Annotated in this window: 20 protein-coding genes; 5 read left to right on the forward strand and 15 right to left on the reverse strand. The window is 47.2% G+C overall.

Annotated elements, in window-relative coordinates; all coding sequences use genetic code 11:
* Positions 1 to 2: 2 nt before the first annotated feature.
* Both Q369_RS0123280 and Q369_RS0123285 read right to left on the reverse strand, forming a co-directional pair.
* Complete coding sequence (locus tag Q369_RS0123280; protein WP_031530128.1) at positions 3 to 1181, reverse strand: AGE family epimerase/isomerase; 1179 nt, start codon at positions 1179 to 1181, stop codon at positions 3 to 5.
* A 149-nt stretch (positions 1182 to 1330) separates the two neighbouring features.
* Positions 1331 to 1660, reverse strand: coding sequence for a hypothetical protein (locus Q369_RS0123285; protein WP_031530129.1), 330 nt, complete (start codon positions 1658 to 1660; stop codon positions 1331 to 1333).
* Between the two features lie 218 nt (positions 1661 to 1878).
* Here Q369_RS0123285 and Q369_RS0123290 point away from each other — a divergent pair, with 218 nt between their 5' ends.
* The gene (locus Q369_RS0123290; RefSeq protein WP_031530130.1) at positions 1879 to 3159 is read left to right on the forward strand and encodes a PQQ-dependent sugar dehydrogenase; all 1281 of its coding nucleotides are present in this window, start codon (positions 1879 to 1881) and stop codon (positions 3157 to 3159) included.
* Positions 3160 to 3216: 57 nt separating this feature from the next.
* Here the strand turns inward: Q369_RS0123290 and Q369_RS0123295 are convergent, their stop codons facing one another.
* Positions 3217 to 3975: a 3-keto-disaccharide hydrolase gene (locus tag Q369_RS0123295; protein WP_051664278.1), complete on the reverse strand. Its 759-nt coding sequence runs from the start codon at positions 3973 to 3975 to the stop codon at positions 3217 to 3219.
* Positions 3976 to 4260: 285 nt separating this feature from the next.
* On the opposite strand from Q369_RS0123295, the gene Q369_RS0123300 reads away from it, so the two are divergent.
* Positions 4261 to 4755: a hypothetical protein gene (locus Q369_RS0123300; RefSeq protein ID WP_031530132.1), complete on the forward strand. Its 495-nt coding sequence runs from the start codon at positions 4261 to 4263 to the stop codon at positions 4753 to 4755.
* A 54-nt stretch (positions 4756 to 4809) separates the two neighbouring features.
* On the opposite strand, the gene Q369_RS0123305 is transcribed toward Q369_RS0123300, so the two are convergent.
* Together Q369_RS0123305 and Q369_RS0123310 are read right to left on the reverse strand one after the other, a co-directional pair.
* Positions 4810 to 7182 carry a S9 family peptidase gene (locus Q369_RS0123305; protein WP_031530133.1) on the reverse strand — a complete coding sequence of 791 codons (2373 nt, stop codon included), beginning with the start codon at positions 7180 to 7182 and terminating at the stop codon, positions 4810 to 4812.
* Between the two features lie 25 nt (positions 7183 to 7207).
* Complete coding sequence (locus Q369_RS0123310; protein ID WP_031530134.1) at positions 7208 to 7501, reverse strand: hypothetical protein; 294 nt, start codon at positions 7499 to 7501, stop codon at positions 7208 to 7210.
* Positions 7502 to 7776: 275 nt separating this feature from the next.
* Here Q369_RS0123310 and Q369_RS0123315 point away from each other — a divergent pair, with 275 nt between their 5' ends.
* Positions 7777 to 10263 (forward strand): M1 family metallopeptidase, encoded by a 2487-nt coding sequence (locus Q369_RS0123315; RefSeq protein WP_031530135.1) that lies wholly within the window; start codon positions 7777 to 7779, stop codon positions 10261 to 10263.
* 56 nt (positions 10264 to 10319) lie between these two features.
* Here Q369_RS0123315 and Q369_RS0123320 read toward each other — a convergent pair whose 3' ends face one another.
* The 4 genes from Q369_RS0123320 to Q369_RS0123335 all read right to left on the reverse strand — a co-directional run bounded on the left by Q369_RS0123320 (position 10320) and on the right by Q369_RS0123335 (position 13267).
* A complete protein-coding gene (locus Q369_RS0123320) occupies positions 10320 to 10868 on the reverse strand; it encodes a hypothetical protein (protein ID WP_035333776.1) in 549 nt (182 codons plus the stop codon).
* Between the two features lie 70 nt (positions 10869 to 10938).
* Entirely contained in the window at positions 10939 to 11319 is a 381-nt protein-coding gene (locus tag Q369_RS0123325) for a VOC family protein (protein WP_031530137.1), read from the reverse strand.
* A gap of 167 nt (positions 11320 to 11486) precedes the next feature.
* Positions 11487 to 12302, reverse strand: coding sequence for an AraC family transcriptional regulator (locus Q369_RS0123330; RefSeq protein WP_031530138.1), 816 nt, complete (start codon positions 12300 to 12302; stop codon positions 11487 to 11489).
* The gene (locus Q369_RS0123335) at positions 12299 to 13267 is read right to left on the reverse strand and encodes an SRPBCC family protein (protein WP_031530139.1); all 969 of its coding nucleotides are present in this window, start codon (positions 13265 to 13267) and stop codon (positions 12299 to 12301) included. The genes Q369_RS0123330 and Q369_RS0123335 overlap by 4 nt, the downstream gene beginning before the upstream one ends.
* A gap of 201 nt (positions 13268 to 13468) precedes the next feature.
* On the opposite strand from Q369_RS0123335, the gene Q369_RS0123340 reads away from it, so the two are divergent.
* Positions 13469 to 13750 (forward strand): hypothetical protein, encoded by a 282-nt coding sequence (locus Q369_RS0123340; protein ID WP_031530140.1) that lies wholly within the window; start codon positions 13469 to 13471, stop codon positions 13748 to 13750.
* Positions 13747 to 14589 (forward strand): T9SS type A sorting domain-containing protein, encoded by an 843-nt coding sequence (locus tag Q369_RS28565; RefSeq protein WP_051664242.1) that lies wholly within the window; start codon positions 13747 to 13749, stop codon positions 14587 to 14589. Before Q369_RS0123340 ends, Q369_RS28565 begins: the two co-directional genes overlap by 4 nt.
* Positions 14590 to 14701: 112 nt before the next feature.
* On the opposite strand, the gene Q369_RS28050 is transcribed toward Q369_RS28565, so the two are convergent.
* From Q369_RS28050 to Q369_RS0123375, 6 genes are all read right to left on the reverse strand, one after another.
* Positions 14702 to 14914 (reverse strand): SymE family type I addiction module toxin, encoded by a 213-nt coding sequence (locus Q369_RS28050; RefSeq protein WP_035333777.1) that lies wholly within the window; start codon positions 14912 to 14914, stop codon positions 14702 to 14704.
* Positions 14915 to 15334: 420 nt separating this feature from the next.
* The gene (locus Q369_RS0123355) at positions 15335 to 16027 is read right to left on the reverse strand and encodes a DUF3823 domain-containing protein (RefSeq protein WP_031530142.1); all 693 of its coding nucleotides are present in this window, start codon (positions 16025 to 16027) and stop codon (positions 15335 to 15337) included.
* A gap of 4 nt (positions 16028 to 16031) precedes the next feature.
* Positions 16032 to 17879 (reverse strand): RagB/SusD family nutrient uptake outer membrane protein, encoded by a 1848-nt coding sequence (locus Q369_RS0123360; RefSeq protein WP_031530143.1) that lies wholly within the window; start codon positions 17877 to 17879, stop codon positions 16032 to 16034.
* 12 nt (positions 17880 to 17891) lie between these two features.
* On the reverse strand, positions 17892 to 21095 hold the full coding sequence (locus Q369_RS0123365; RefSeq protein ID WP_084165832.1) for a SusC/RagA family TonB-linked outer membrane protein: 3204 nt from the start codon (positions 21093 to 21095) through the stop codon (positions 17892 to 17894).
* 445 nt (positions 21096 to 21540) lie between these two features.
* A complete protein-coding gene (locus Q369_RS0123370; RefSeq protein WP_031530145.1) occupies positions 21541 to 22839 on the reverse strand; it encodes a Gfo/Idh/MocA family protein in 1299 nt (432 codons plus the stop codon).
* A gap of 161 nt (positions 22840 to 23000) precedes the next feature.
* Positions 23001 to 24440, reverse strand: coding sequence for a sulfatase family protein (locus Q369_RS0123375; protein WP_031530146.1), 1440 nt, complete (start codon positions 24438 to 24440; stop codon positions 23001 to 23003).
* Between the last annotated feature and the right edge of the window lie 26 nt (positions 24441 to 24466).

Below are 24466 nucleotides of genomic sequence, written 5' to 3' on the forward strand. Positions count from 1 at the left end.
GATCACCCTTTTTCTATGCGGCGCCACATTTCGGCGCACGCGCGTGCATTGTGGTAAGGACATTTCCAGAAGTTGATCTTGTCGCCTTTCACGGGAGTGCCGTCTTCTTTCACCGTCATGTGCCACTCGCCGCGCTCCTGGTCGATGAACTTGCCTGTTACATAATCCCAGCTTTTTTCAGCTTTGTCCCTGAATTGTTTTTCGCCGGTAAGCTGATATGCGTTGTAAAAACCCACGAGCTGCTCTGCGCCTACCCACCAGCTGCGGTCTGTCTGGGTGTGTTTTGTCGCCGGATCGTACTCATAGTTCAGTGCGCCGTCGGGGCTCAATCCTTTACTCGCAACCCGCGCCATTTGAATCGACTTCTGTTTCATTCTGGCGATCAGCTGTTTGTCATGCAGGATTTCGGCAGTTTCGAAAAGCAGCCAGGAAGCTTCAATGTCATGCCCGTACGAAACAATATTATCTTTCGCTTTCCATTCTTCATCGAAGAACAGCTGCATGGTGTTGGTTTGCGGATTTACAATGTGCGTGATGATCGCATCCAGCATATTCGTGGTCTGTTTTTTCAGCTGCTGGTCCGGCCACACTGTGTACAGGTTTGTATAAGCTTCCACGAGGTGCAAATGCGTGTTCATGCTTTTAACCCACGGACTTTTACTTAATATATAATCATCGGTGTCTGACCAGTCTCTCGCAAAAGCTTCGCGGTAGCCGCCGTTTTTCGGGTCAAATGCATGTTTTTCGATAATATGAAAAAGCGATATCGCCTGTTCCAATGCAGGTTTATGGTGGGTTACCCTATAATATTCACTTAACCCATACATGGCGAATGCATTCCCGTATATCTGCTTTTTTGTCTCTTTGGGAGCGCCGTCGGCCGTGGTGGACCAGAACACACCTCCGTGCTCCGGATCGATGAAGTTTTTGGAAAGTTGCTGGTAAGCGCGGTCGGCGAGGGTCAGGTACCGGGCTTCTTTAAAAAGGCGGTGTGCCAACGAGAATGTCCACAGAATGCGGCCCGTCAGCACTACCGATCTTTCGGCGTCTTTTACTGGCTGGTTATCGTAAGTTACCCTGCCATAAAACCCTCCTCTCTCCGGATCCGGGCCGTATTTTTCCCAATAATCAAGAATTGCGATCAGCTCTTTTTTAAATGCCCCGGCAGTAAATGCAGCCATAGTTTGTCAACTTTTTAAGAAAAAGTGGCAAGCTGGTTGTTCATACTTGTGATGCGCGTTGTAGGATTCGCTAGCTTGGTGTTTCCACACTTGTGACAAAGAAAAAGCCTGGCAAAACTGCCAGGCTCCTGCTATGTATATACGGGTTGCTAATCGCCCTGATTTTCCTCCTGGGCTTCGTGGTTGTCGCCACCGAGACTGTAATAGTTATTTTCCTCGTCTTCCCGACCGATTTCCTCGTCTTCGTCATCAAATTCAGAGCCAGGTACGTCAAGGTCTTCCCCGGTAAGATCGTCTTCAAAAGTTTTCTCATTCCAGTCATCTGCATCCAGCTCGGCCGGGCGCTTCATACGGGTGATATCCTCGGGGTCAATATCTGCTTCGATTAGCCCTTTTCTGAAAATATCCTCTTCGGAAGGATAGTTGCCCGGAAGGTCGTCATCATATACTTCATCGTCATCTTCATCAAATGGAATCATAGCTTTTGAGGTTAAAAAGATTATTGGTTGTTGATTTAAAAGTTTACGTGACCTGCTGATTTATGGACCAAAGGTGTTAAAAAAAATTATTCCAAATTACATGACAGGGCAGAAAAATAAATCTTGGAGAAAGTAGCTAGTCTTTGCTCTGATGCTTTTAAATGCATCTCCAATGGTTTACCTGTGATAAATTAAATCAAATTCAATTCAAACGTTACATGCAAAGTAAGTTATTTAAATCGGCGGGCCTGTTTCTGGGATTGGCCGGAGCATCGGCACTTTTTGCCTACAAAAGTACTACCGGCGCCCTCTCACCTGAAAGCAGCAAATTCGAGCCTGTGGATGCCAAGGAAATCAAATTACCGGCCGGATTCTCTGCCAAAATACTGGCCGCCGATCTCGGCCCGACCCGGCACATGGTAGTCGGTAAGAATGGGGATATGTACGTGAAGCTTTCCAAGCTGAAAGACGGCAAAGGCATTTACCTGCTCAGGGACTCGGACAACGACGGTAAGATCGACGAGCAAAAGTTGTTCGGAGATTACCCGGGAACCGGTATAGCCATCAAGAACGGTTATCTGTACAGTTCTTCCAACAAAGGTGTGTACCGCTACAAGCTGAACGACAAAGAGGAGGTTATCGATTTCGACAAGCCCGAGCTGATCGTCGACGGGCTGGTTGACAAAGGCCGCGACAATGCGAAGCCGATCACGCTCGACAATAAAGGGAACCTGTATGTTACCGTGGGTTCTTACAGCGACAATTGCAGGGAAACCGGGTCAGGTAAAGGAATGTCGCCCTGCACAATCCTTGACTCAGCCGGCGGCGTGTGGAAGTTCAGCGCGGATAAACTGAACCAGAAGTTTTCAGATGGTACCCGCTTTGCTACCGGTGTAAAGAATGCAGTCGGCATCGATTGGGACAACAAAACTGACGCATTGTACGTAACGGTGCATGGTCGCGGTAAATTCGACGATATGTATCCGCAGTATTACACGCCGAAACAAAGCGCAGAGTTGCCGGCCGAGACGCTCTACCGTTTGAAAGAGGGTGACGATGCAGGCTGGCCCTACATTTACTACGATCATTTTCAAAACAAAAAAATGCTCGCGCCTGAATATGGTGGGGATGGAAAGAAAACTGCGGGCGAGAAGGCGATTAATCCGCTGGTAGGTTTTCCGGCTCACCTGGGACCCAATGCATTGTTGTTCTACTCGGGGAAAATGTTTCCGGCCAGATATAAAAACGGTGCGTTTATCGCATTTCACAGTCAGTCGGCTGAGCTGAAAAAGGGGTACCTCGTCGCATTCGTGCCTTTTGTGAATGGAAAGCCGGGTAAGTGGGAGATTTTTGCAGATAATTTCGCAGGTGTGGATCTGGCAAAGCCGACTGGGCCGATACAGCACCGCCCGTGCGGACTAGCCCAGGGACCAGACGGCGCACTGTACGTAACCGATGATTTGAATGGGACAATTTTCAAAATCGCTTACGCCAAGTAAGAATTGACTAGAAAAAAAGACCTGGCAGTTTCAAAATTGCCAGGTCTTTTTTGTTATCTAAAAATCGGTGTCCGGCTTTTCCAGTTCCATTTCCTTGATCCAGATGTTGCGGTAGTACACATCGTGTCCTTCCGACTGCAACTTCAAGCCGCCCGGTTTGTCGGTAATCCCTTTACCGCCGTCATTTCCACCATCAATGCCAGAATTGGGTCCGCCCCAAACCTGTGAGATTTTCTGGTTTGAATGGACCTTTTTACCATTGAAATAGACGGTAACCATCGGCTGTTCTACCAGCTTCCCATCCTTAAAGCGAGCGGCACGGAACAGAATGTCGTAAGCATTCCATTTTCCAATCCCATTGTAAGCATAATAAGGTGATTTCGACTCGTTGATCACGGCGGCCATTCCGTGCGAAGTAGTATCGCCGTCAAGCACCTGGATCTCGTACCTGTTTTGCAGGTAAACCCCGCTGTTGCCTCCGGGTTTGGTAATCAGGAATTCTACGTGAGCGCGGAAATCTTTGAACTGTTTTTTAGTAACAATGTCGGCAGCACCGTATAAGCCGCCAGCGGATGCAGGATCGTTGCAGTTGATGACGGTACCCTGGTCTACCGGGTCATTTACGACAGTCCATTTGATAGGCGGCTTTGCAGCGAAGCGGGGTCCTTCCCAGTAAATCCATTTATCGTCGAGCATTTTGCGGCTCCCGTCCATGTACACTTCCGCTCCCTTTGGAGCTTTCACGCCTACGCCAACCTGCGCGAATGCAGTCATACAGGTTCCGAAGACACCTGCGGCAGTGGCCAGGGCGATCATTTTAATGGGGTAAAAAGTGCTTTGCATTGTTTGAGCTAAGTTGGTTTTAAGGCTGGAAATATAAGTCGAAGGGCAAATTGAAATACTGTTATCGGGCAAAAGTTTTGTTTTATGTAGAATAAATACCACGAAGATCAGTGGTAAAGTGCAGATTACAGCGTAGTCGACGCTTTTTAAAACAGGACGTTGTAAACGCACGCTGGCACGGATTTTACTAACACGTGTCATTCTTATTACACATTCTATATGCTGAGTACTTTTTGAACTTTTACACACCAATTAATTATGGATTCTATACAGCAAAATAAGAGCATCAATACTGTCACGGGAGTATTTGCCACGAGGGAAGACGCAGAAAATGCCTATCAGACATTGCTGCGGTTAGGATACAATGCAGGCGAGATCACATTGATCATGTCGGAAGATACATTTGACCGATTGTACGAACATAAGAGTAACTATTTTTACCAAAGTAACACCACGAAAAAGAAGCTACAGGTAACCAGGACCTCGGAAGCACTGGATGTGATGGGAAGATTTGTGGCGATTCCGGGGCTGGCCCTTGTAGTGGCAGGAGATATGGCAAATGGCGGCGCCAGGGCACTGGCCAGCTCTGTGTTGTCGGATAAATATGCAGAGTATTTTCAAAATCGCCTGATCGACGGTGAAATCCTGATTGATTTCGGACTGCATACCAGCCGGGAGAAAAACCTGATCCTGCACAAATGGGAGGATTTTGGAGGATATCCGTTAATCCGCAGAATCAACAATGCAGCCTGATCTTGCATTAGTTCAAAGAAAACGCCGACGGGAAATTTCCGTCGGCGTTTTCTTTTAGAGTTTCTCCTCAAAAAGCTTTAATATCCTTTTGTACTCGTCCGTCCAGGAGGAAGCTTCTGTAAAACCATGATCTTCCATCGGGTAGGAGGCGAGCTCCCAATTGTCTTTCCCCAATTCAATGAGCCGCTGTGACAGCCGCACCACATCCTGGTAATGTACATTCACATCTACCATCCCGTGACATATCAGTAAGTGGTTTTTCAACCCTGCCGCATGATAAATGGGAGAGCTCTTTCGATAAGCCAGACTGTCCGCTTGTGGTTCGTTGAGGATATTGGCAGTATAAGGGTGATTGTAAGAGGCCCAGTCGGTTACCGGTCGCAATGCAGCGCCAGCTTTGAATACATCCGGCGTAGTAAAAAGTCCCATTAACGTGATAAAGCCGCCGTACGATCCGCCGTAAATTCCTATTCTTTTTGGATCAATTCCGTACTTTTTAACCAACCAGGCAGCTCCGTCGTTATTGTCTGTAAGATCTTTACCGCCCATGAAGCGGTAAATGCCCGTCCGCCAGTCGCGGCCGTAACCCGAGCTTGCGCGGTAATCCATATCAAGTACGGTGTAGCCTTTGTCCGTCAACAGGTTGTGAAACATATATTCCCGGAAATACTGGCTCCACCATTTATGCGCATTTTGCAGGTAACCCGCGCCGTGCACAAATATCACTGCTTTCCCGTTTGATTTGGCAGGCTCATAAACGCGCGCATAAATCGGCTTTCCATCTGTTGCGGTGATCGTTACAATTTTGGCCTCACGCCAGGGATACGACAAAAATTCTTTTGAAACTGACCTGGTAATCCGCTCCGGTTCGCGGGGCTTTGAACCGACTTTCGGGTTGTCCATTACATACAGCTCCCAGGGTACATTGCTGCTGGAATAGCGGATTGCTATTTTCGTCTCGTCCGGTGAAAGCGTGGCTTCGTGGGCGCCGGCATTGTGCGTGAGCCTCGTGCGGGCACCGCCTGTTGCAGCTACTCGAAACAAATGCTGCTCACCCGGGTGGATCTCATTTGTAATAATGTAAAAGCTCTTTTTATCCTTTGACAAAGTCACATTCTGCACCTCGAAATTGCCGGAAGTAATCACTGTTTTTTTACCTGTACTTACATTGACAGCATACAAATGTGAATAGCCCGCTTCTTCACTTTGGAAATAAACTGTTTCCTGATTGAGCCAGCCGATCTCACCCGCGCTCATCGGATACCCGCCTATGCCAGGCCCGCCAATCCAGGCTTCATCACGCTGCCTGTCGAGCAGTTTCAATGAGAGCGAATCTGCATTGAAACGCATAATCCAGCGGTCTTTGCCGTCGAGTGAGCGGATTACAACTACTGCATTGTTCCCCGTCTCAGACCAGAATGGACCATGAATGATCACATCGCGCTCCTTGTTTTTCCAGGCAGTATCCAGTTTGGGATAGTCTTTGAGATAATCAGGTTTGTCGTGAATGCCGGGAACGTCCTTCACGCTGACTTTGCGCGCAGTATCTTTTTTTACATCATACACCCAAAACTCATAAGAAGAGGCCGGCGCTCCCACCTTGGTTCTGCTTGCGATATCATCAGTAAAGCCCGACTCAGTTACATAATTGGGAACGATGGTCTGTTTTGCTGATTTATCAGGCTGGGTTAATCTGTAAGTAATAAAGCGGGAATCGGGACTTACTGTTTGGTTTAAAATTGACTTTTCATTCAGGTAAATCTCCTTCGGCAATGTCGGTTTTTCAGCATCCGAGATTTTCTTGCCTGCATCTTTTTTCTCTTTGCGTTCTTTCAGAACCTCAAACATCGACAACTGATCTTCTTTCAAAAACTTTTCCTGTTCGCCAGGTTTAGGGTCCGGCTTTTTATTGCCGGGTTTGAAATCCGTCAACTGAGCCAGCAAACCCGATTCAAGTGAAACCGAGTAGAGGTTATTGCCTCTCTCAAAAATTACGCTCTTTTCATCACCACTGAATACCGGATTGCTTTCCCTCTCAACGGTTTTGGTAAGAGTTCGAATGCGGAAATTCTTGTAATCAATCAGGTGAATGTCGCCATTCTTTTCATAGAGGCGGATTGTCCGGTTCTTGTTATACGTTCCGTTTCTGCCCGCAAGTATCTTCCGCTGCTGAATGTTAACTTTGCTGATTGCTTTGCTGGCGAGCGAATAGCCGTAGAGCGAGTCGGACATGTTTTTATCCGGGTTCCAGTTGAAGTAAATGGTTTGCGAATCGTCAGCCCAGGTAATATCCGAAGGCGAAGTCCCGATCCAGCTCTTAGGATCCCGCATGATCTTCTCGACTGTGAGCGGTGAGAGGGTTTGGGAGAAAGCAGTGCCGGTGACTGCGATCTGGCAAATCAATGCAAATCGTAAAATAATTTTCATTTATTAAAATTGGGTAACAGCGTGGCTACTGTTGCTTGGGGGTTTCGTGGTAAGGAATTGCTTTAATGAGCCGGATGTTGTTGTATTCCTCAATGACCACAGTATCTTCTTCCGGGACTATGCCGCGTTTGATCCAGTTGCTAACGGTTTGTGTATTAGGGATATTGAATCTTTTACAGTACTCGGCAATGGTAATCCAATCCTGTAATTGATACCTCACCCCATTTTTTGAAAGGTAATCTTGCGCCTCGTCGATCGCTTTCCTGCTTTCGGAAAGTAATGAGTCGATGTCTTCCCGGACTTTTGTTGTTGCTGTCATATCTATCTTCTCTTTTCCAATTCTTTTAAAACCTGTAATAGTTTGGCAATTACATCCAGGATCTCGTCGATCTTTTCGCGTGAGAGCGCATCCTGATTGTCTCTTAAATACTGGAATACTGGCGAAGCGCTGCCAGGCGCATTCTTAGATTAAATTCGTTCACAAGTGTGTGTTTAGCTGTTCAATATACAGAATGTTACGGAACGTAACAACTTAATTTGCGCCCCTAAGTTGGTATTAAAATGCTATTTTTGGAACAATCAGCCTCAATTGTAATGAAAATCTTCTTTCATTTTTCTTTGTTTTTACTCGTTTTCGCTGCGTGCCAAAAGCACAGTAACACTCCCGAAAAAGGTGTCTCATTTGAACTAAACCAATACCGCAAGCAGCACATTGATAGCATTCGCTACGACATTACGTTGGACATTCCGGACGGGAAAGGCGGCCGGATCAATGGGGAGGAGACAATTACATTCGAGCTCAAATCGCTCGATTCTGCACTTGTACTGGATTTCAGTACTGACAGCAGCCACATTCTGGCAGTTAAAAGTGCAGGCAAAAATCTGGAATATCAATTTGCTAATGAGCATATTGTCATTCAGCCGAAACATCTGAACAAAGGAAAGAACAGCATCCAAATCTCCTTTGTGGCTGGGGACCTTTCGCTGAACCGGAGCGAAGATTACCTCTATACCCTGTTTGTCCCCGACCGCGCATCGACCTGCTTCCCGCTTTTCGACCAGCCTAACTTGAAGGCGAGGTACACGCTCACATTGAAAACGCCTGCTGACTGGGAGGCTGTGTCCAATGGTGCGCTAAGTTCAAAAACGGAGGAAAAAGATAAGAAAATCTATCATTTCGCAGAGACGAAGCCGGTCAGTTCGTATTTGTTTGCATTTGCGGCGGGTAAGTTTTTCAAAGCTACAAAAACAGTGGACGGGCGGGAAATGACGATGTATTACCGCGAGACAGACACTGTAAAAGTGAATCGCAACCGTGATGAAGTGTTTGCATTGCACGCGAAATCCCTCGCCTGGCTGGAAAAGTATACCGGCATTCCATACCCGTTCGGCAAGTTTGATTTTGCATTGATACCTTCATTTCAATACGGCGGAATGGAGCATCCGGGTTCGGTTTTCTACAATGAGTCTGCTTTGTTCCTCGATGAAAATCCTTCTGTTAACCGGCTAATGGCGAGAGCAAGTGTGATCGCGCACGAATCTGCACACATGTGGTTCGGGGATCTGGTGACGATGGATTGGTTTAATGACGTCTGGCTGAAAGAGGTATTCGCCAATTTTATGGCTGCCAAGATCGTCCAGCCCAGCTTTCCGGAGATCAACCATGAGCTTCGTTTCTTGCTTGCGCATTATCCGGGCGCTTACGAAGTCGACCGCACAGCGGGTACAAACCCGATTTTGCAGCAACTCGGCAACCTGAAAAATGCGGGAACTTTGTACGGCGCCATCATCTATCTGAAAGCACCGATTGTGATGCGAAAGCTAGAAAAAATCATTGGTCCTGACTTGATGCAGGAAAGTTCGCGCGAGTATCTCAAAACATTTTCATTCAGCAATGCGCGCTGGGACGATCTGATCACGATCATCGACCGTAAAACGCCGGACGATATTGTAACATGGAGTAATGTGTGGGTAAAAACCGCGGGTATGCCGGCGTATACGATCGGCGAGGCGAACTATAAGGCTGTTTTAAAGCAGGTTAAGGATTCAGTTTCGGGCAGAGTTTGGGACCAACCGCTCAAAACGCAGGAGCGCGATACTCAGGATGGAAGGCTCGTTTTTCCAAATGGCGATGGAGTCGGTTACGGCTATTTTGAAATGGATAGTTTAAGTAAAAATTACTTTTTCACACACTATAATGAACCTGATTCGATTTTCGACGAGCCAGTTTTCAAAGGTGCAATGCTGGTAAATGTTTGGGAAGGTTTTTTGAGAGAGCGTAAGTCGAATGCGGAAAATCTGCTTAAAAACTTGTTTGAAACATTACCGAAAGAATCAAATCCGCTGCTGATAGATTATATGCTGGGGATACAGCAGACTACCTGGTGGAATTTCCTAAATGCGAGTCAACGCGCTTCACACCAGCAAAATCTGGAAAAGCTACTCTGGCGTCTGTTGAATGAAACGAAAGATAAGGGTGTGAAAACTTCGTATTTCAGATCTTTCAAAAATCTGGCTGCAACTCCCGACGGACTTGCAAAATTGGGATCACTGTGGAATGGTAAGCTTGTTGTGAAAGACCTGGTACTGTCAGAAGACGACAAGATTTCCCTTGCTTACGAACTCGCATTGAAACAGCCGGAAGTGGCCGCAGAAGTATTAAATGAGCAAATAGCGAACACAAAAAATCCTGATCGAAAAGCCAGAATGCAGTTTGTAATACCTGCACTCAATCCTGACGAGAAGGTGCGTGATGAATTTTTTGAATCTTTGAAAAAGGAAAGCAGCCGCGAAAAGGAAGCATGGGTTATCGAGGCGCTTGGCTATCTGCATCATCCTTTGCGCGCCCGAAGTTCGGTGAAGTACCTCCGTCCGTCGCTTGATCTTTTACAGGAAATTCAGCTAACCGGCGACATTTTCTTCCCAACGCGCTGGCTGCACAGTACCTTTTCCGGGCATTCATCACCGGAAGCCGCGGCTGTTGTGAATGCGTTTTTAAAGGCTAACCCGAACTATCCTGGCTTTTTGAAGAATAAAGTTTTGCAGGAAACGGATATGTTGCAGCGAGCGGTAATGAGGTGACTTTTTATGCCACGAATGCACGAATGGACACGAAAGCAACTCGGTTTTTTTAGAAACTAAATACTAATTGGAAGTCTATGTGAGTATTTCCAATCCGATGTAGACGGGTTGATATACAAGTAATCCGTGTATACTTCGAAAGTCTGTTCGAATTGAAAATACCCTGAGATCGTGACGGTGGTTAATATTGGCGTTTCACCGGTAGTTCCGATCAGAAAGCTTGCAATTTCTTGCATTTCTTCAAAATTCAGCTTTCGCGGACTCGCGATCAATTCTGAAATCCAGTAAAAACTTGCCCTCCATTCAAGAACACCTGTATCAGTCACATTTTCTATCTGGGAGATTATTACCGCTGCTTCGTCGATTAGTTTGATATCGCGGCGAGATAAAAGATGTTCAACGTGATGTTCTAATATCGAAAAACAGTACTCCTTCTTTGGACAACTGCAATCACAGGCAAATTGAAGGAGTGCGGGTAAATATTGATTTGAATGCAGAATCAGATCCTCATCTTGTTCAGTTAAGTAAAGGTCTAAATCATATGCCCACAGTTGTAGTTGTTCAATTGTAGGGTTTATCGTATCCAAACATCGATAAGTTTCCATATGCATTCACTTAGCCAGTCTTAAATAATATTGATCAGCAAAATACGCTACGCCAATTTTAGTTGGTCTTTCATTTATCCTGCGGCGAATATTTCACAAAATCAATCCCCACACCATTAGGATCAGTGACTGCAAAGTGCCGGTCGCCCCAAGGTTCGTCGCGGAGGTCGATCTGGATCTTTATTCCTTTGTCTTTCAAGTCTTTGTAAAGTGAATCCAAGTCTTCCACCTCTATTGTGAAATAGGTTCCTTGTCCCTGAAAAGCCTTGTGAAAAAGCGGCTGCTGTGATGGGTGGTCGGGTAGGAGGAAGCTGATCTCGGATTCTTTGCCGGGTGTATGCAGCAGCAGGTAAAACTCGTTTTCGAAGGTAATACCGAAGCCGAGTTGTTTCGTGTAAAACTCCTTCGTTTCGGCCATTTTTGAAGTGATAATTCCAGCGTTCAGCTTCATCTTTCTGGTAGTTTTAGTTTTTGAACTGGTTTGAGAAAATGCATTTGTCCCAAGTATTAGCAGGACAAGCAAAATACGTAATCGTTTCATTTCCCGAGTATTTAGGTGAATGTTACGATACAAAGTTGCGTCAATCTGTATTCCGAAGATTGTAAAAATCGGACAAATTACCTGCCGAATGCACGGCCGGGGGTGACTCCGTAAAAGTTTTTGAATTCCTTGATAAAATGCGCCTGGTCGTAATAGCCGGAGTCGAAAAACAGCTTGTTTTCGCGCAGGCTTTGTTGTGAAGGTTTGGCCCGGAGGATATTTTGAAACCGTACTACCTTGCTGAAAGTCTTGGCGGTATCGCCGATGTAAAACTGAAAAACCCGCCGTAACTGCCGACTGCTCAATCCGGTATCCAGGTCTTTCTCCACATTCAGCACACCGGAATTTCGAAGGATCAGATCAAGTGCCCGATAGAAGCGGGGATCGTCAGCGAATGTAGTTTTGGACATAATTTGCAGAAAGTAACGGTCGAATGCAGCTTGCAGCTCGCTTATCTTCATTTCACCACTGAAATTATTGGAAATAAAACCGGCCACCTCAGGCAAAACTGCTGACAGCACCTCGTACCTGTTACTCAGCTCCGAAGCATCCACCTTGAACATCTGTGGGAACATCGTCGGGAGAAAGCGGATTCCAACGTAATGAAACTCGTCTTCGAGCGGAAATTCTGTGTACTTTTTACAAAATCCCATCACGAAATTTTCAGTCGGATCATTCAGCTCGAAGAAGATATCAATGCAGCCGTCGGCCACTACGCGATACTGAAATGGCTCCGCCAGTGCTTCCGTCGTTTTCAGCGACCAATAGCAGTAAATGCAGCTTTGCAGCTCAGGATACGGCAAAAATTCCTGGTAGGTCACACGTTCAGCCGACTGTCGCACAGTAGGCTGAACGGGCGTATAGAGCTGGCGTATATTTGGAATTGCATTCAAACGGATCCTGTTTTTTCAGCACGTTTTTTGATCACACTCAGGATATTGTTCTGAATATCCTGCATGATCCATTTTGCCCACCAGCTTGCGTAGAAGTTGAAGGTAGTATTGAGTTTGAAATGGCTGTACAAATGCAGCCGATAACTGTTTTCAGCCAATTTTTCGAGCTCGTAAGTGCCGTTCAGTACATCAAAATAGTCGCCGCCAATTACCACATGTTCGTCCAGGGTTGTTGAAGGGATTTCGTGAGGGTCGGCTTTAATCTCAAATACCATTTTGGATTGATGCCGGTATTCTGAGACTGTCTCGTGAAAAATCAAACCTCCTGTGAAAATTGCTTCTCTGTATGCGCCGATACCCTCATAGTTAAGTTCTGCTTTAACCGGCCTGGGGAAGCCGAGGGACCTGTTCAGCCAACCGGTATCCTCATGCTCGGCAATCGTACCCACGCGGGTAACCAACGGCCAGATCGCCGACGCAGGCGCAGCTATATCAATGTGTGTATCAGCTTTGTAAGTGCCCGGTATCTTGCCAATCAATGCTTCGACAGGAGCTAGAATAATGGGCAACAGTACAACCAACGATATACTTAGCTTGGCATCTTGTTCCTTTATTTTTTTGAGCAAGTACCTACCTGTAAGTCCGCCGAGGGAGCTGGCGATCATGAAGAGCGGCAAGATCATCACCCAGCATGCCCAGCCTTCCAGCTTCCAGAACAATGTTACAATTACAAAAGCAGACAGCGGTAGCCAGGGAATCAAAATAGCATCCCGTTTACTCGCGGCATATTTTTCCCCACGGAAATAGACTGTCAGAAAGCCCATTCCAAAAGGCATGCATAACAGAAATGAAAGCGTCATCACCGCGAATAGTTCCTGCCACCAGTTCATACGGAAAACCCAGTAGAACACTAATGCGAACAGCAATCCAACGGTGCTCCCAATCAAGGCACTTTTTTGTTTCATTTTGATTTTTCCGACAGGTATTATTTTTTAACCGCCTGAACATAAACAAAATATCACTCATCGACAACACCGGACTTGCAGCCGGTTACGTGAAAGAACTGAAAACAGAGTATGCTGGATAGTACAATTTGGGTAATGTTTGAGACTATAATCCATTTACTCTTATATTGTAACCAGTTTTAACCTGAAAATTAACATACTATGAAAAAATCTCTATTTACCGTCTTTCTCACAATAATCTCTGTGTTGGTTCTAAATGCACAAGCTTTGCAGGGAACTTTAAAGCACGGGTCAAAAGAAGAGGAGGTTTATCTCACGATTAGAAATAATTCTTCGACAAAGATCGCAGGGAACATCACGAAATTGCAGTTTACGCTCAGAATGTATCTGCAATCCTCGAGAGAAAAAAATGTATTCGGTTCTACAAGTTTAATATTCTTCCTGCGCCGGGTACTGGTACCTATACCAGCTTTGACTTCGTGAGCTTTTTAAGCAATTATCTCAATTGTACATGGACCGGCTCACAACCGATTGACCTGGATCCTGGTGAAGAATTAGATCTTATTGGATTCGAGCTTTGGGCAAAGCCAACTTCCTATGAGCTAGACTCCCCCAACCGATACCTAGGCTTAGTTTGGGAAGACCCAATGTACAGCTACGATCGTGATTGGCTGATTGAAGTAGATGGAGTAAGTTTTACAGAAGGAAACAACAGATTCTATAGTACTACACCTTCCACGACTGTGGAGAATTATTCTGACGCTTCATACTTGAGCTTCAAGACTTTTACATTGGAAAGTATGCCTGTAAAGCTTGCTACATTCGAAGGAACTGCGGAAGGACATGCTGTTAATCTGAAATGGACGACTACCGAAGAGGCTAACAGCGACTATTTCGAGGTTCAGCACAGTAGCGATGGTAAGAGTTGGAACGCAGTCGGCCAGATTCGCTCTGCAGGCGAAAGCAAGATTGAAAACAAGTATTTTTTCAATCACAAAGCGTCGCTCGGTATGAATTACTACCGACTTAAAATGGTAGACTTTGACAATACCTTTGCTTTTTCCAAAATCATAAGTGTTCAAGCAGATGGACTTGCGGCCGTTTTTCCAAATCCTGTGGTTAACTACATTCATATTAATGAAAAAGTAATCAAGAATATGAAGACTGTCAGGATTTACGATCTTTCCGGTAAGCAGATTTACAAAACGGATAAGGTAGTTAACCCCATCATTAATACGAAATCAATGCAGCCTGGTGTTTTCATTGTTGAACTCGAAGATGTGAGTGGAGCTGTTACAAGGCAAAAGCTGTTAAAGAACTGAATGAAGAATTTGGAGTTTACGTGTATGTAGTCGAGTACAGGTCAATATGGAATGGAAAATTAATAAATGAATAACAAAAACAGAGCCGCTCCCCCGAGCGGCTCTGTTTTTGTTATTGCGCCAATTTAATCACCAGTAATTCCGGGCGCATTGTAACGATTACTTCATTTCCATCTTCAAATCCCAGCCGCCTGAGCCACTCGCCGCAAAGACGGATTTCGGGTGTGCCTTTGTAGCCGTAAGTGCGCTGCCGGTACTTCTTTTGGATGGTCAGGATTCTGTCTTGGTTTTGCTTAGAATCTTTCTTCTTGTCGGTTGGTCGCATTTTCTTTTTGGTTTAAATTGTAAAGCCAGGTAGTGCTGCGACCAACCAAGATAACCTTGAAAGTACAGGACTTTCACCTGTTCTCTACCTGGCAAATCGTTTAAACTTTCTATTCTCATCGGATGTAAATTGATTAGTCGCACTTGTAATTTGCGAGTATTTACATTTCAACAAAACCCGATTTACTATTCAATTCTCCAATGGAGTGAATCAATGAACAAGCGGTCTATTTAGATTATTTAACTGTAATTGCACTAAATGGAAAAAGGTCAATGCACTAAAAAACAAATGCCATCCACTTGCCGTCGGTTTCAACCGACGGTCCTAGATAAAAAAACAGCTAAGCTGCTCCGGGAAGCAGCTTAGCTGTTTTGTTTTTGAATGCGAGTACTGCGAGAGTACTAAAAAAATTGTAATTAATTACTTCAGCATAATCTTCTGCGGCGCACCAAACAGCATTTCGCCTACGCCAGAAGTTTTTACTCCAATCCGGGCGTATACATAATCCCGGCCCGCAAGCGCCGGTGACAGCGTGGCAGTCAATGTAATTGGTTTGGTTAGATCCGTGATGTTCGCGGCTACTTCCTGCACATTGCCCGCATTGTTGTTTGGGTCAACAATGGTAGTTGTGCCTACATAAAGATTGACTCGTTCCAATGTCCGAGAGTTATCAACCTGTTTGAGGTTAAATGTGGCAGATACCCTGCCTTCGCCTTTGGAATAATCATCGTTTTGGAATACAAAATAAGGTTTCACCGGTACATCCAGCTCCTTCGTACCCCGCAGCTCCACGTCGATCGTATCCGTATTATCAACCCACGGACCATTGCCGCGGAGCCTCACCAACTTGTAGTTACCGTCAAAAAGGGAGGCTGAAAAAGTGCCGTCCTGATTAACATAAACGGGGATTTTGGTAAAAAGCTGGTACCCGCGCTGCCAGATTTCCAGCTGAACTCCATTGGAGCGGACACCCACCGGCGCACCTTCATACACGATCCGGCCTTTCAGCACAGATTTTGGCTCGGCCCGGTTATCTTTCTCGCAAGAGGCAAAAGCCGCCAGTGAAAACAAGCCCAGCAATAATGGTTTGAAGAAATTATTAGTCGTTTTCATAAGATCAATGGAATGGGTTCCTGACAATTTTCGGGTTGTTATCAATCACGATCTGTTCAATGGACGAATAGTAATTGCCCATCTGGAAGAAACGCGGTGCACGGAAACGAGGCGCCACCAGCTTATCAAACACATACTTGTTATGCGTCGGGTGGCCCGGACGTACTACACGGTAGGGATAAAGTGCGTAAATCACTGCGTCGGGATTGGATGCATTTCCGTTCCAGACTTCGTGTGCAATGCGCCAGCGGATCAGGTCCCACACGCGGTGATCTTCAAAGGCAAGCTCTACCCGCCGCTCATTTTGCAGCCGCGCCAGCGTCAGCGTTTTCAGACTGTTTGCACCAAAACCCGCTCTTTCTCTTACCAGATTGACGTATTTCAAAGCGTCAGCAGTTTTGCCCAATTCCAATGCAGCCTCACTCGCATTCAGATAAATTTCGCCTAAACGAAAACGAACCCACCACATATCGCTACGGATACCCCGCGTGCTCGACATCGCTGTCTGGTCCACATACTTGCGCAGATAAAAACCGGAGTTAGTAACTTCTGTTTGTGACCGTTGCGGACCCGATGAGCCTGTAAGTAAGCCACCGTCTTCATAGTTTGAGCCGAGGGTATTGGATTCCACATTCTGGAAGCTGTTTGATGCCTGGTTCCAGACTTTCACACCGGCCTGGATCTGCACCGGAGTGCCGCGGAAGGAAGTGCCGGGGTAGATAACCGTTCCGTAAAGACGCGCATCTTTGTTGGCAAAAACATCCTGCAAATTGTCATAGTAGATGTAATCCGTGTTGGCAGCATTGCGCGTTTTCAGCTCTCCCGAGGTACCGTCGAGGTACTCGTAATCTTCAACCAGGTTGAGCGACGGTGTAATGGAGGAAGACGAAAGGTTGTCTTCGCGCACATTCCGGGCAATGTTATCGTATGTGAAACTGTGCCTTTTGTCTTTACTTACCAAATAGTCCTGGGCAAGTATGATCTCCGGATTGGCCGACTTCTTGGTAATCGCGTCATAGAAGTTCTCGCCCAGGTTCGGATTTGTTTTGTAAAGCTGGTACTTCCCGCTATTGATAATCTCTTCCGAAGCAGCGAGCGATTTGGCATAATAATCATTGGCGCGCGCTGCCGGAATTCCCACTTCGCGGCCGGGTGTCATGATCGGCGAGGCCATTAAATTGTTGTACTTCGCCAGCGAGCCCGCGTACAACATCGCGCGGCTTTTCAGCGCCATTGCGGTGAATTTGTTAGCCCGCGTATTGCTGCCGTCATTCCCGAGCTGGTCTTTCACAGCGTCCAGTTCACTGGCGATGAAGTCGTACACTTCTTCCTCGGTATTGCGGGGCTGTTGCAGGTAGGACGGATTTCCATTGAAATCGTAAATAAGCTGCTTTGTCACGAGTGGCACGCCGCCCATTCTTTTCACCAACTCAAAATAAACGAATGCACGCAAAAACCGGAATTCCGCTGAGAACTGCGCCTTTTGTCCCGCATTCAATGAGGTACCGTAGGTTTCAAGATTCTCAATGGCGAGGTTAATATCACGGATCAGGCCGTAGTCCCAAAGCCGCCAGCGCTCAAAAGGGTAGGAGACGATGTTGTTCCGCCCGTCGTCGTTGTTGGACCACATTGCCTCGTCGTAAGCAGCAAACTCTGCCCAGCCAGTGGTGAGCGAGGTATGTGCAGGCAGACGATCGTAGTAGTTGGCAAGCAGTCCGGTGATCATTTTGGTATCGTTCCATACCTGCTCTTCCAGAATAATGTTCTGTGGCTTTCTGTCCAGCCACTCTTCCGCGCATCCCGACGTGATCAGGACAATGAGGACGAGGATATATCTTGAAAATCGTTGCATAGCAAGTTTGAATTAAAAATTGATAGTAAAACCAGCATTGAACAGTCGCTGCTGCGGATACACAAGCGCATTACCTGACGAAATCTCAGGATCGATCTCATATTTCTTCACATTGTCGATCGAGAACAGGTTGCTCGCATTCACATAAACCCGCAAACCGTTGCTGCCGATTCTCTTGAAGACTTTCGGGTCAAAGCTGTATCCGAGCTCGATGTTGCGGAGACGGATATAGCGCACATTGGTGATCCAGAAATCGCTTTTGCGGAAGTTGACGTGGCTTGAATTGTCTTTTCTGATCGCAGGGTAAGTGCCCGGGATCCATTCGCTGTTCGGGTCAAAAGGATCGGCGCGGTGCCAGCGGTCTTCCAGCATGAAATGCGGCGAGGTACCATTGTTCTGATAAGGGATTTTCAACTCCCAGTTGCGCTGAAAGCTTTGCAATGATGCACCGGCAAAGTCAAAGAACAGCGAAAATCCTTTGTAAGCCACGCTGCCGTTCAATGCAAAGCTCATGTACGGATTCGCTCCCTCCGCAAAGCCGATCGGCCGCTCGTCGAGGTTATTGATGATACCGTCCCCATTCACATCTTTATAAATGAAATCGCCCGGCAGCTGAGTGCGGTTTCCCTGCTCGTCGTTGTTGATCGGGTGACTTTCAATCTGCTCCTGCGACTGGAACTGGCCGACAACCTGGTAGCCCCAGTTGATATTTCCCCAGCGGTCTACAAACGAATCGCGGTACTCATTGTAAGAGTTACCAAAACGTGGTTTGTAAAAATCAAGATCGCGACGGCGCGATAATGTCGCATTGGCACTGATCGTGTAGTCAACCTGTCCGAAATTGCTTTTGTAGGTCAGCACACCTTCGAGGCCGCGGTGTGTATCACTGTTCAGGTTTTCATTGGGCAAAGTGTAACCTACCTCCGAGGGAAGCAGTACATCGTAGCGCGCTGCAGGAAGTCCGTCTCTTTTTCTTTCAAAAATATCAAACTGTCCATTCAACTTGCCACCGAGCAGACCGAAGTCGATCCCCACGTTGGTTGAAATGTTGGTGATCCAGGAAAGTGTAGTGACCGGCAGACCGCGCGGCCTCACACCGATGTTATATTGTCCATTGAAAATCGCACTTCCCTGCAAGAAGTTGTAGCCCGGCAGGTAGCTGAATGGTGCAACAATAAAAGGCTCGTTGGCCACGGTTGCATTCCTGTCACTACCTGTGCGGCCGTAAGAAGCGCGGATTTTAAGACTGCTGAATACATTTTCAAGTTTCCCTTTGAAAAAATTCTCCTCCGAAATCCGCCAGCCTGCCGAAACCCCCGGGAAGAAACCGAAACGTTTGCCCGGAGCATACAGAAACGATCCGTCGTAGCGGCCCACAGCTTCCAGGAGGTACTTTTGCTTGTAGTTATAGTTAACCCGGCCAATGTACCCCGCCCGCGCCTCGGTATTCCATTCATCGATCAGCAGATCCTGGTTGGCAAATGACATCAGCGGAATGTAATTATTCGGAGGTACCGTGTGTACGACCAGGTAGGTATTTACATTGTCCGACTGCTCGTAAGCCGCAACCGCCGAGAGCTCATGGTCTCCGAAAGTTTTGTTATAATTGAGTTGAAGCTGCGCAAAGCGGTCTACAATATTGCGTTTCCGCCGCTCGCGCCAGGGATTCTGGTTACCGCCTCCTGCTACAACGTTGTAGGAATCAGTTGCCTGATCGTAGTTATAAGCGTCATAAGTGTACTCAAACCCGTCGAAATCGAAGTTGTGGAACTGGTAGGAATAGGTACCCTTGACTTTGAGGCCGAATGCAAAATCATATTCTGCAAAAAAGTTGCCTTTCACCACGCGCGTGATCTCGTCAATGTAGCCGGTGATCTCTTTTTTGTAGGTCGCGGGATTGACATTTACGTTGTGGGTCTGGTTAATGTACTTAGGATTATCATTTGCATAGGGACGCTCCGTCGGCCACATTGTAAAAATGCTCAGGAATGGATTGAAGTAATCGTCCAACCCCGGCACACCCACCTGGAAACGGTCCTCGATGCGCGCACTGATCTGCGCGCCTACTTTCAGCTTCTTGGTCACATAGGATTCCACATTCGCCTGGATGTTAGTCCTTTTGAAGTTGTAATCACGGATCAATGCATCCTGGTTCAGGTGCCCCACCGAAAGGAAGTAGCTGATCTTCTCGGTACCGCCGGAAACATTTGCATTCAAGGAGTATTGCGGAACATTCGGCCGCATTACCATTTTGTAATAATCAAAACTTTGGTAACCCTTTTCAGTACCTACCCGCCATTTTTCAAGTTCTTCGGGCGTAATGGTAGGGGTACGTCCCTGGTTTACATCCGATTCCACAAGGCCGCGCATGTGCTGGTAAGCATTGGCAGGCTTCGGGTAACGGGTAAAGTTTTGTAAACCATAATATGCATTGATATTGATCTTCGCCGGTCCGTCGCCTGCTTTTCCGCGTTTGGTTGTCACCAGTACCACACCGTTTGCAGCGCGTAACCCGTAAACTGCGGCGGAGGCATCTTTCAGAATGGAGACACTCTCTATATCATTCTGACCCAGGTTGTTGAAGTTGGCCACATCAGAAGGAACGCCGTCAATTACGAAAAGCGGCGTACCCATGTTCCGGATCTGAATAGTAGTGGCAGCACCGGGGCGTGCATCCGCTTTTCTGGCCGTGATACCCTGCACGCGGCCAACCAGCGCATCGGAAGTACCAATGGAAGGAGTCCGGATCAGGTCTTTGGCTTGTATATTACTTACCGCACCAGTCAACGCCGCCGTCGACTGTGTTCCGTAACCTACTACAACCACTTCGGTAAGTTCTTCACTGCTAGGTAACAATGTGACATTGAAGGCAGTTTGGTTGCCTATTGCCACATCCTGTGAAGTGTAGCCGATGAATGAAAACGTGAGCGTTTGGGCGGCATCATCTACGACAAGGCTGAAATTCCCATCGGTACCCGTGGTGGTTCCTTTGCTTGTTCCCTTGATGATCACACTTACGCCGGGCAGCGGATTTTTGTTTTCGTCGATTACCTTGCCCGTCACGGTTTTGTCGATGCGCTGATGGAGGTGCGGCAGTCCAGATTCGTCGCTCGGACTGGTGCTGGCAATACTCTGGAAATGCAGTGCTCCTGTTACCGCTAAGGCACAAAGGGTACTGCGAAGTCCCAGACAGGGATTTCGTCTAATTAGGTTCATAGAATTGATTTTAAGATAGGTGAGTACTTGACTGCTTTTACATGGTTCTGCCTGTTGTTTTCCCTGAATACTAAGTTTTTAAAGACATTTTTGGGCATAGAAGATCTGCCTGCTGATTTGGTTTGATCAGCCTGAATAGCACCATAACATGCGGTCAGCGAAACAAAATCGCTGAGACAAGCTAACGGAGCAGCATACACGTTGAATGAGGAAGTCTAGGAATTTTCCATAGGCAAATTTGCTGTTAATTGATCTACGTTCTTTTTCACAAGTCAATAATTACCGTCGAAAGTATTTGACTTTCACAATACAATTTTAAAGTAAAATAATGCTAAAAATGTGGAGAGATTTGATTAGTACTAACTGTATTTTGATGTGTTTTATGGTTAATCAGGCAAATAATAGAAATATATCGCCAGAGTGGGGAACACGTCAGGATCAGATCTTATGCTTTTGAAGGCATTTTGTAGCCGTTATGATAGTCTTTGTCAATCAGTTTGTTCGCTGCCGCATTATTGAAGTTTCCCTTGTCCGCATTCCATTCCAGTTTGGCTCCTATCCGGTAAGCGATATTGCCCATCTGAGATAGTATGGCCACTTCTGCTCCGACTTCGATCGGCGCATTCAGGTCTCCCATTGTCCTGGATCGGATCACGTCAACGAAGTTTTTTGCGTGCAGGTCCAGCCCGTTATCAGAAGCTTTTTGAAAGGGGACAGCCTCCATTTTCTGACCTTGCGGGACTACTTCCCAGCCGCCTCTGTCGAGAATGAGCGTTCCGTTCCCTCCCATAAAAGCGATCCCGTGTTCGCGTCCGTAAATGCCTGCGCCAAACCCGATCGCATGTTCCCACTGGATATTGAAGCCATCAAATTCGTAAATAGTTGTAAGCGAATCAGGCGCATCAACTCCAAAATTAAGTACCATATTACCCGCTGCCGAGACACGCTTCGGCGCGCCCGCTTTCATTCCTAGCAGTGCATAATCGAGCAAATGCACACCCCAGTCGGTCATAATGCCGCCGGCATAATCCCAGTACCAGCGGAACTTACCGTGAAACCGGTTGGCATTAAACGGCCGCTTCGGAGCAGGTCCGAGCCACATCTGGTAGTCAACTCCTGCCGGGGCCTGACTGTCGGGGATGTTGGACAGGAGTGTTCCGTAATTGAAGTAGCCCCATACCTTCACAAGTCCGATCTTGCCGAGCTTACCCGAATGTACAAACTGGATTGCGTCACGGAAATGTTTCTGGCTGCGCTGCCATTGCCCCACCTGTACCACGCGGTTATATCGCTTTTGCGCAGCCACCATACTCCGGCATTCAGCGATCGAATTTCCGATCGGCTTTTCTACATATACATCCTTCCCGGCCTCACAGGCTTCTGCCATCATCAGGCAATGCCAGTGATCGGGCGTACCAATTACCACTGCGTCGATGCTTTTGTCATCGAGCAATTGACGGTAATCCCCATAGATTTTCACGTTTGTGCCTTTCGCTGCCAGCTCAGCGGCACGTTTGTCCAATACGTTTTTGTCAACGTCACATAATGCCACGCATTCCACGCCCGGATTTTTCAAAACAGCATTCAGATCCGCCCAACCCATTCCATTGATCCCGATCGCTGCAACGCGGATGGTATCGGCAGGGGAGGCCAGGAGAGGTGTAAATGAGAAAGCAGACGAAAGTCCGGCCTGCGCGGCCAATGCGGATGCTGAGCGAATGAAGGTCCTTCGGGAAGTGGTCATCTCAATTCATCGGTGTAGTGAAATATTATCAATATAAAGGATAATAATGCTATTCAGCTACTGATGTGAAAAGGATGCTGGCGAGTCCGCGCCAATGTTTAATGCAAAAGCAGACCGGGATAAAACCAATGGAGTGGCTCCGATTATCCCGGTCTGCTTTGCTATTTTTTAGCAACCTGTCCGACCGGCCGCAGATTTTTGCCGGGACGTTGCTGCAAATCATCTCCCAGATCCTCACGCGCAGCCTCCGCGATTTTTTCCAGCTCGGCTACGATCCCCGGATTTTGTTCCTGCACATCATAACGCTCACCCGGGTCGCGCGCCAGGTTATATAATGCACGTGCAATGGCGTGATCTTCCGGAGCAGGACCAGGCTGACCGTTTTTTCCGGGCAGCAAACCTTCGTAAGTACGTCCCGGATGTGCAAATACCAGTTTCCAGTCACCTTTCCGCACAGCTTCCAGGCTGTTTTTGCGGTAGTAATAGAGAAAATCCTCCCGCGGCGTTTTGGTCTCATCGCCTTTCAGCAGATCAGTAAAGTCGATGCCATCGATCCGCTCTTTTGGCAGTTTCGCGCCGGTCAGCCTCGCAAGTGTTGGCAGTATATCAATAGTGGATAAAAGCTTGTTCGAAACCCTGCCGGCAGGTACCACGCCCGGCCAGCGCATAATGCAAGGTTCACGCTGCCCGCCTTCAAACGAGGTGCCTTTCCCTTCCCGGAAACCGCCCGATGAGCCGGCATGGTCGCCGTAGTTGAGCCACGGACCATTGTCGCTCGTGAAGATCACCAATGTATTCTCATCCAGACCCTGTGCTTTCAATTCTTTCATAATCTCACCCACAGACCAGTCGAGTTCCATCAGTACATCCCCGAATATGCCTCGCTCACTCTTGCCTCTGAACTTGGCCGAAGCAGCGAGCGGCACGTGCGGCAGCGGGTGCGGCACGTACAGGAAGAAAGGTTTGTTCTTATTTTTCTTGATAAATGAAACAGCGCGGTCGGTGATCGCCGGAGTCAGCTCGCTTGCATCATCCAGGTTTTTGATCTCTTTTCCAGGCTTGTTTCCATCAATCCAGTGCAAAGGCGGGTACTTGGCTTTTTCCTGCCACGGGTGCAGCGGCCACATATCATGCGAGTAAGGTACCCCGTAATATTCGTCGAAACCCTGCTGCAAAGGCAGAAACTCCTGCTCACTGCCCAAATGCCATTTACCGAAGATCCCGGTCGCATAACCCTGCGCTTTCAGCAGCTCAGCAATTGTTTCTTCTTTCGGGTTTAAACCGATCGGCTGGGCCGGTCCGAGTGCACCGTAAATGCCTACGCGGTTGGGATAGCAGCCGGTGAGCAAAGCTGCACGCGACGCACTGCACACGGCCTGCGCCGCCATGAAGTTCGTGAAGCGTGTTCCCTCGGCAGCCATTTTGTCGAGATTGGGCGTTTTGTAGCCCAATGCGCCATTTACCGACAAATCGCCGTAGCCGAGATCGTCGATAAAGAACAGGACAATATTAGGTGTTTTTGCAGCCGGTTTTTGAGATTGAAAACCCAACAAAACGCACGCGGCTAATGCAACAAACAGCACAGAAAATAATTTTGTCATAATAAATTAAGGTTAATACAACGGGC

This window comes from Dyadobacter crusticola DSM 16708 (genome assembly GCF_000701505.1).
GTDB classification, from domain to species: domain Bacteria; phylum Bacteroidota; class Bacteroidia; order Cytophagales; family Spirosomataceae; genus Dyadobacter; species Dyadobacter crusticola.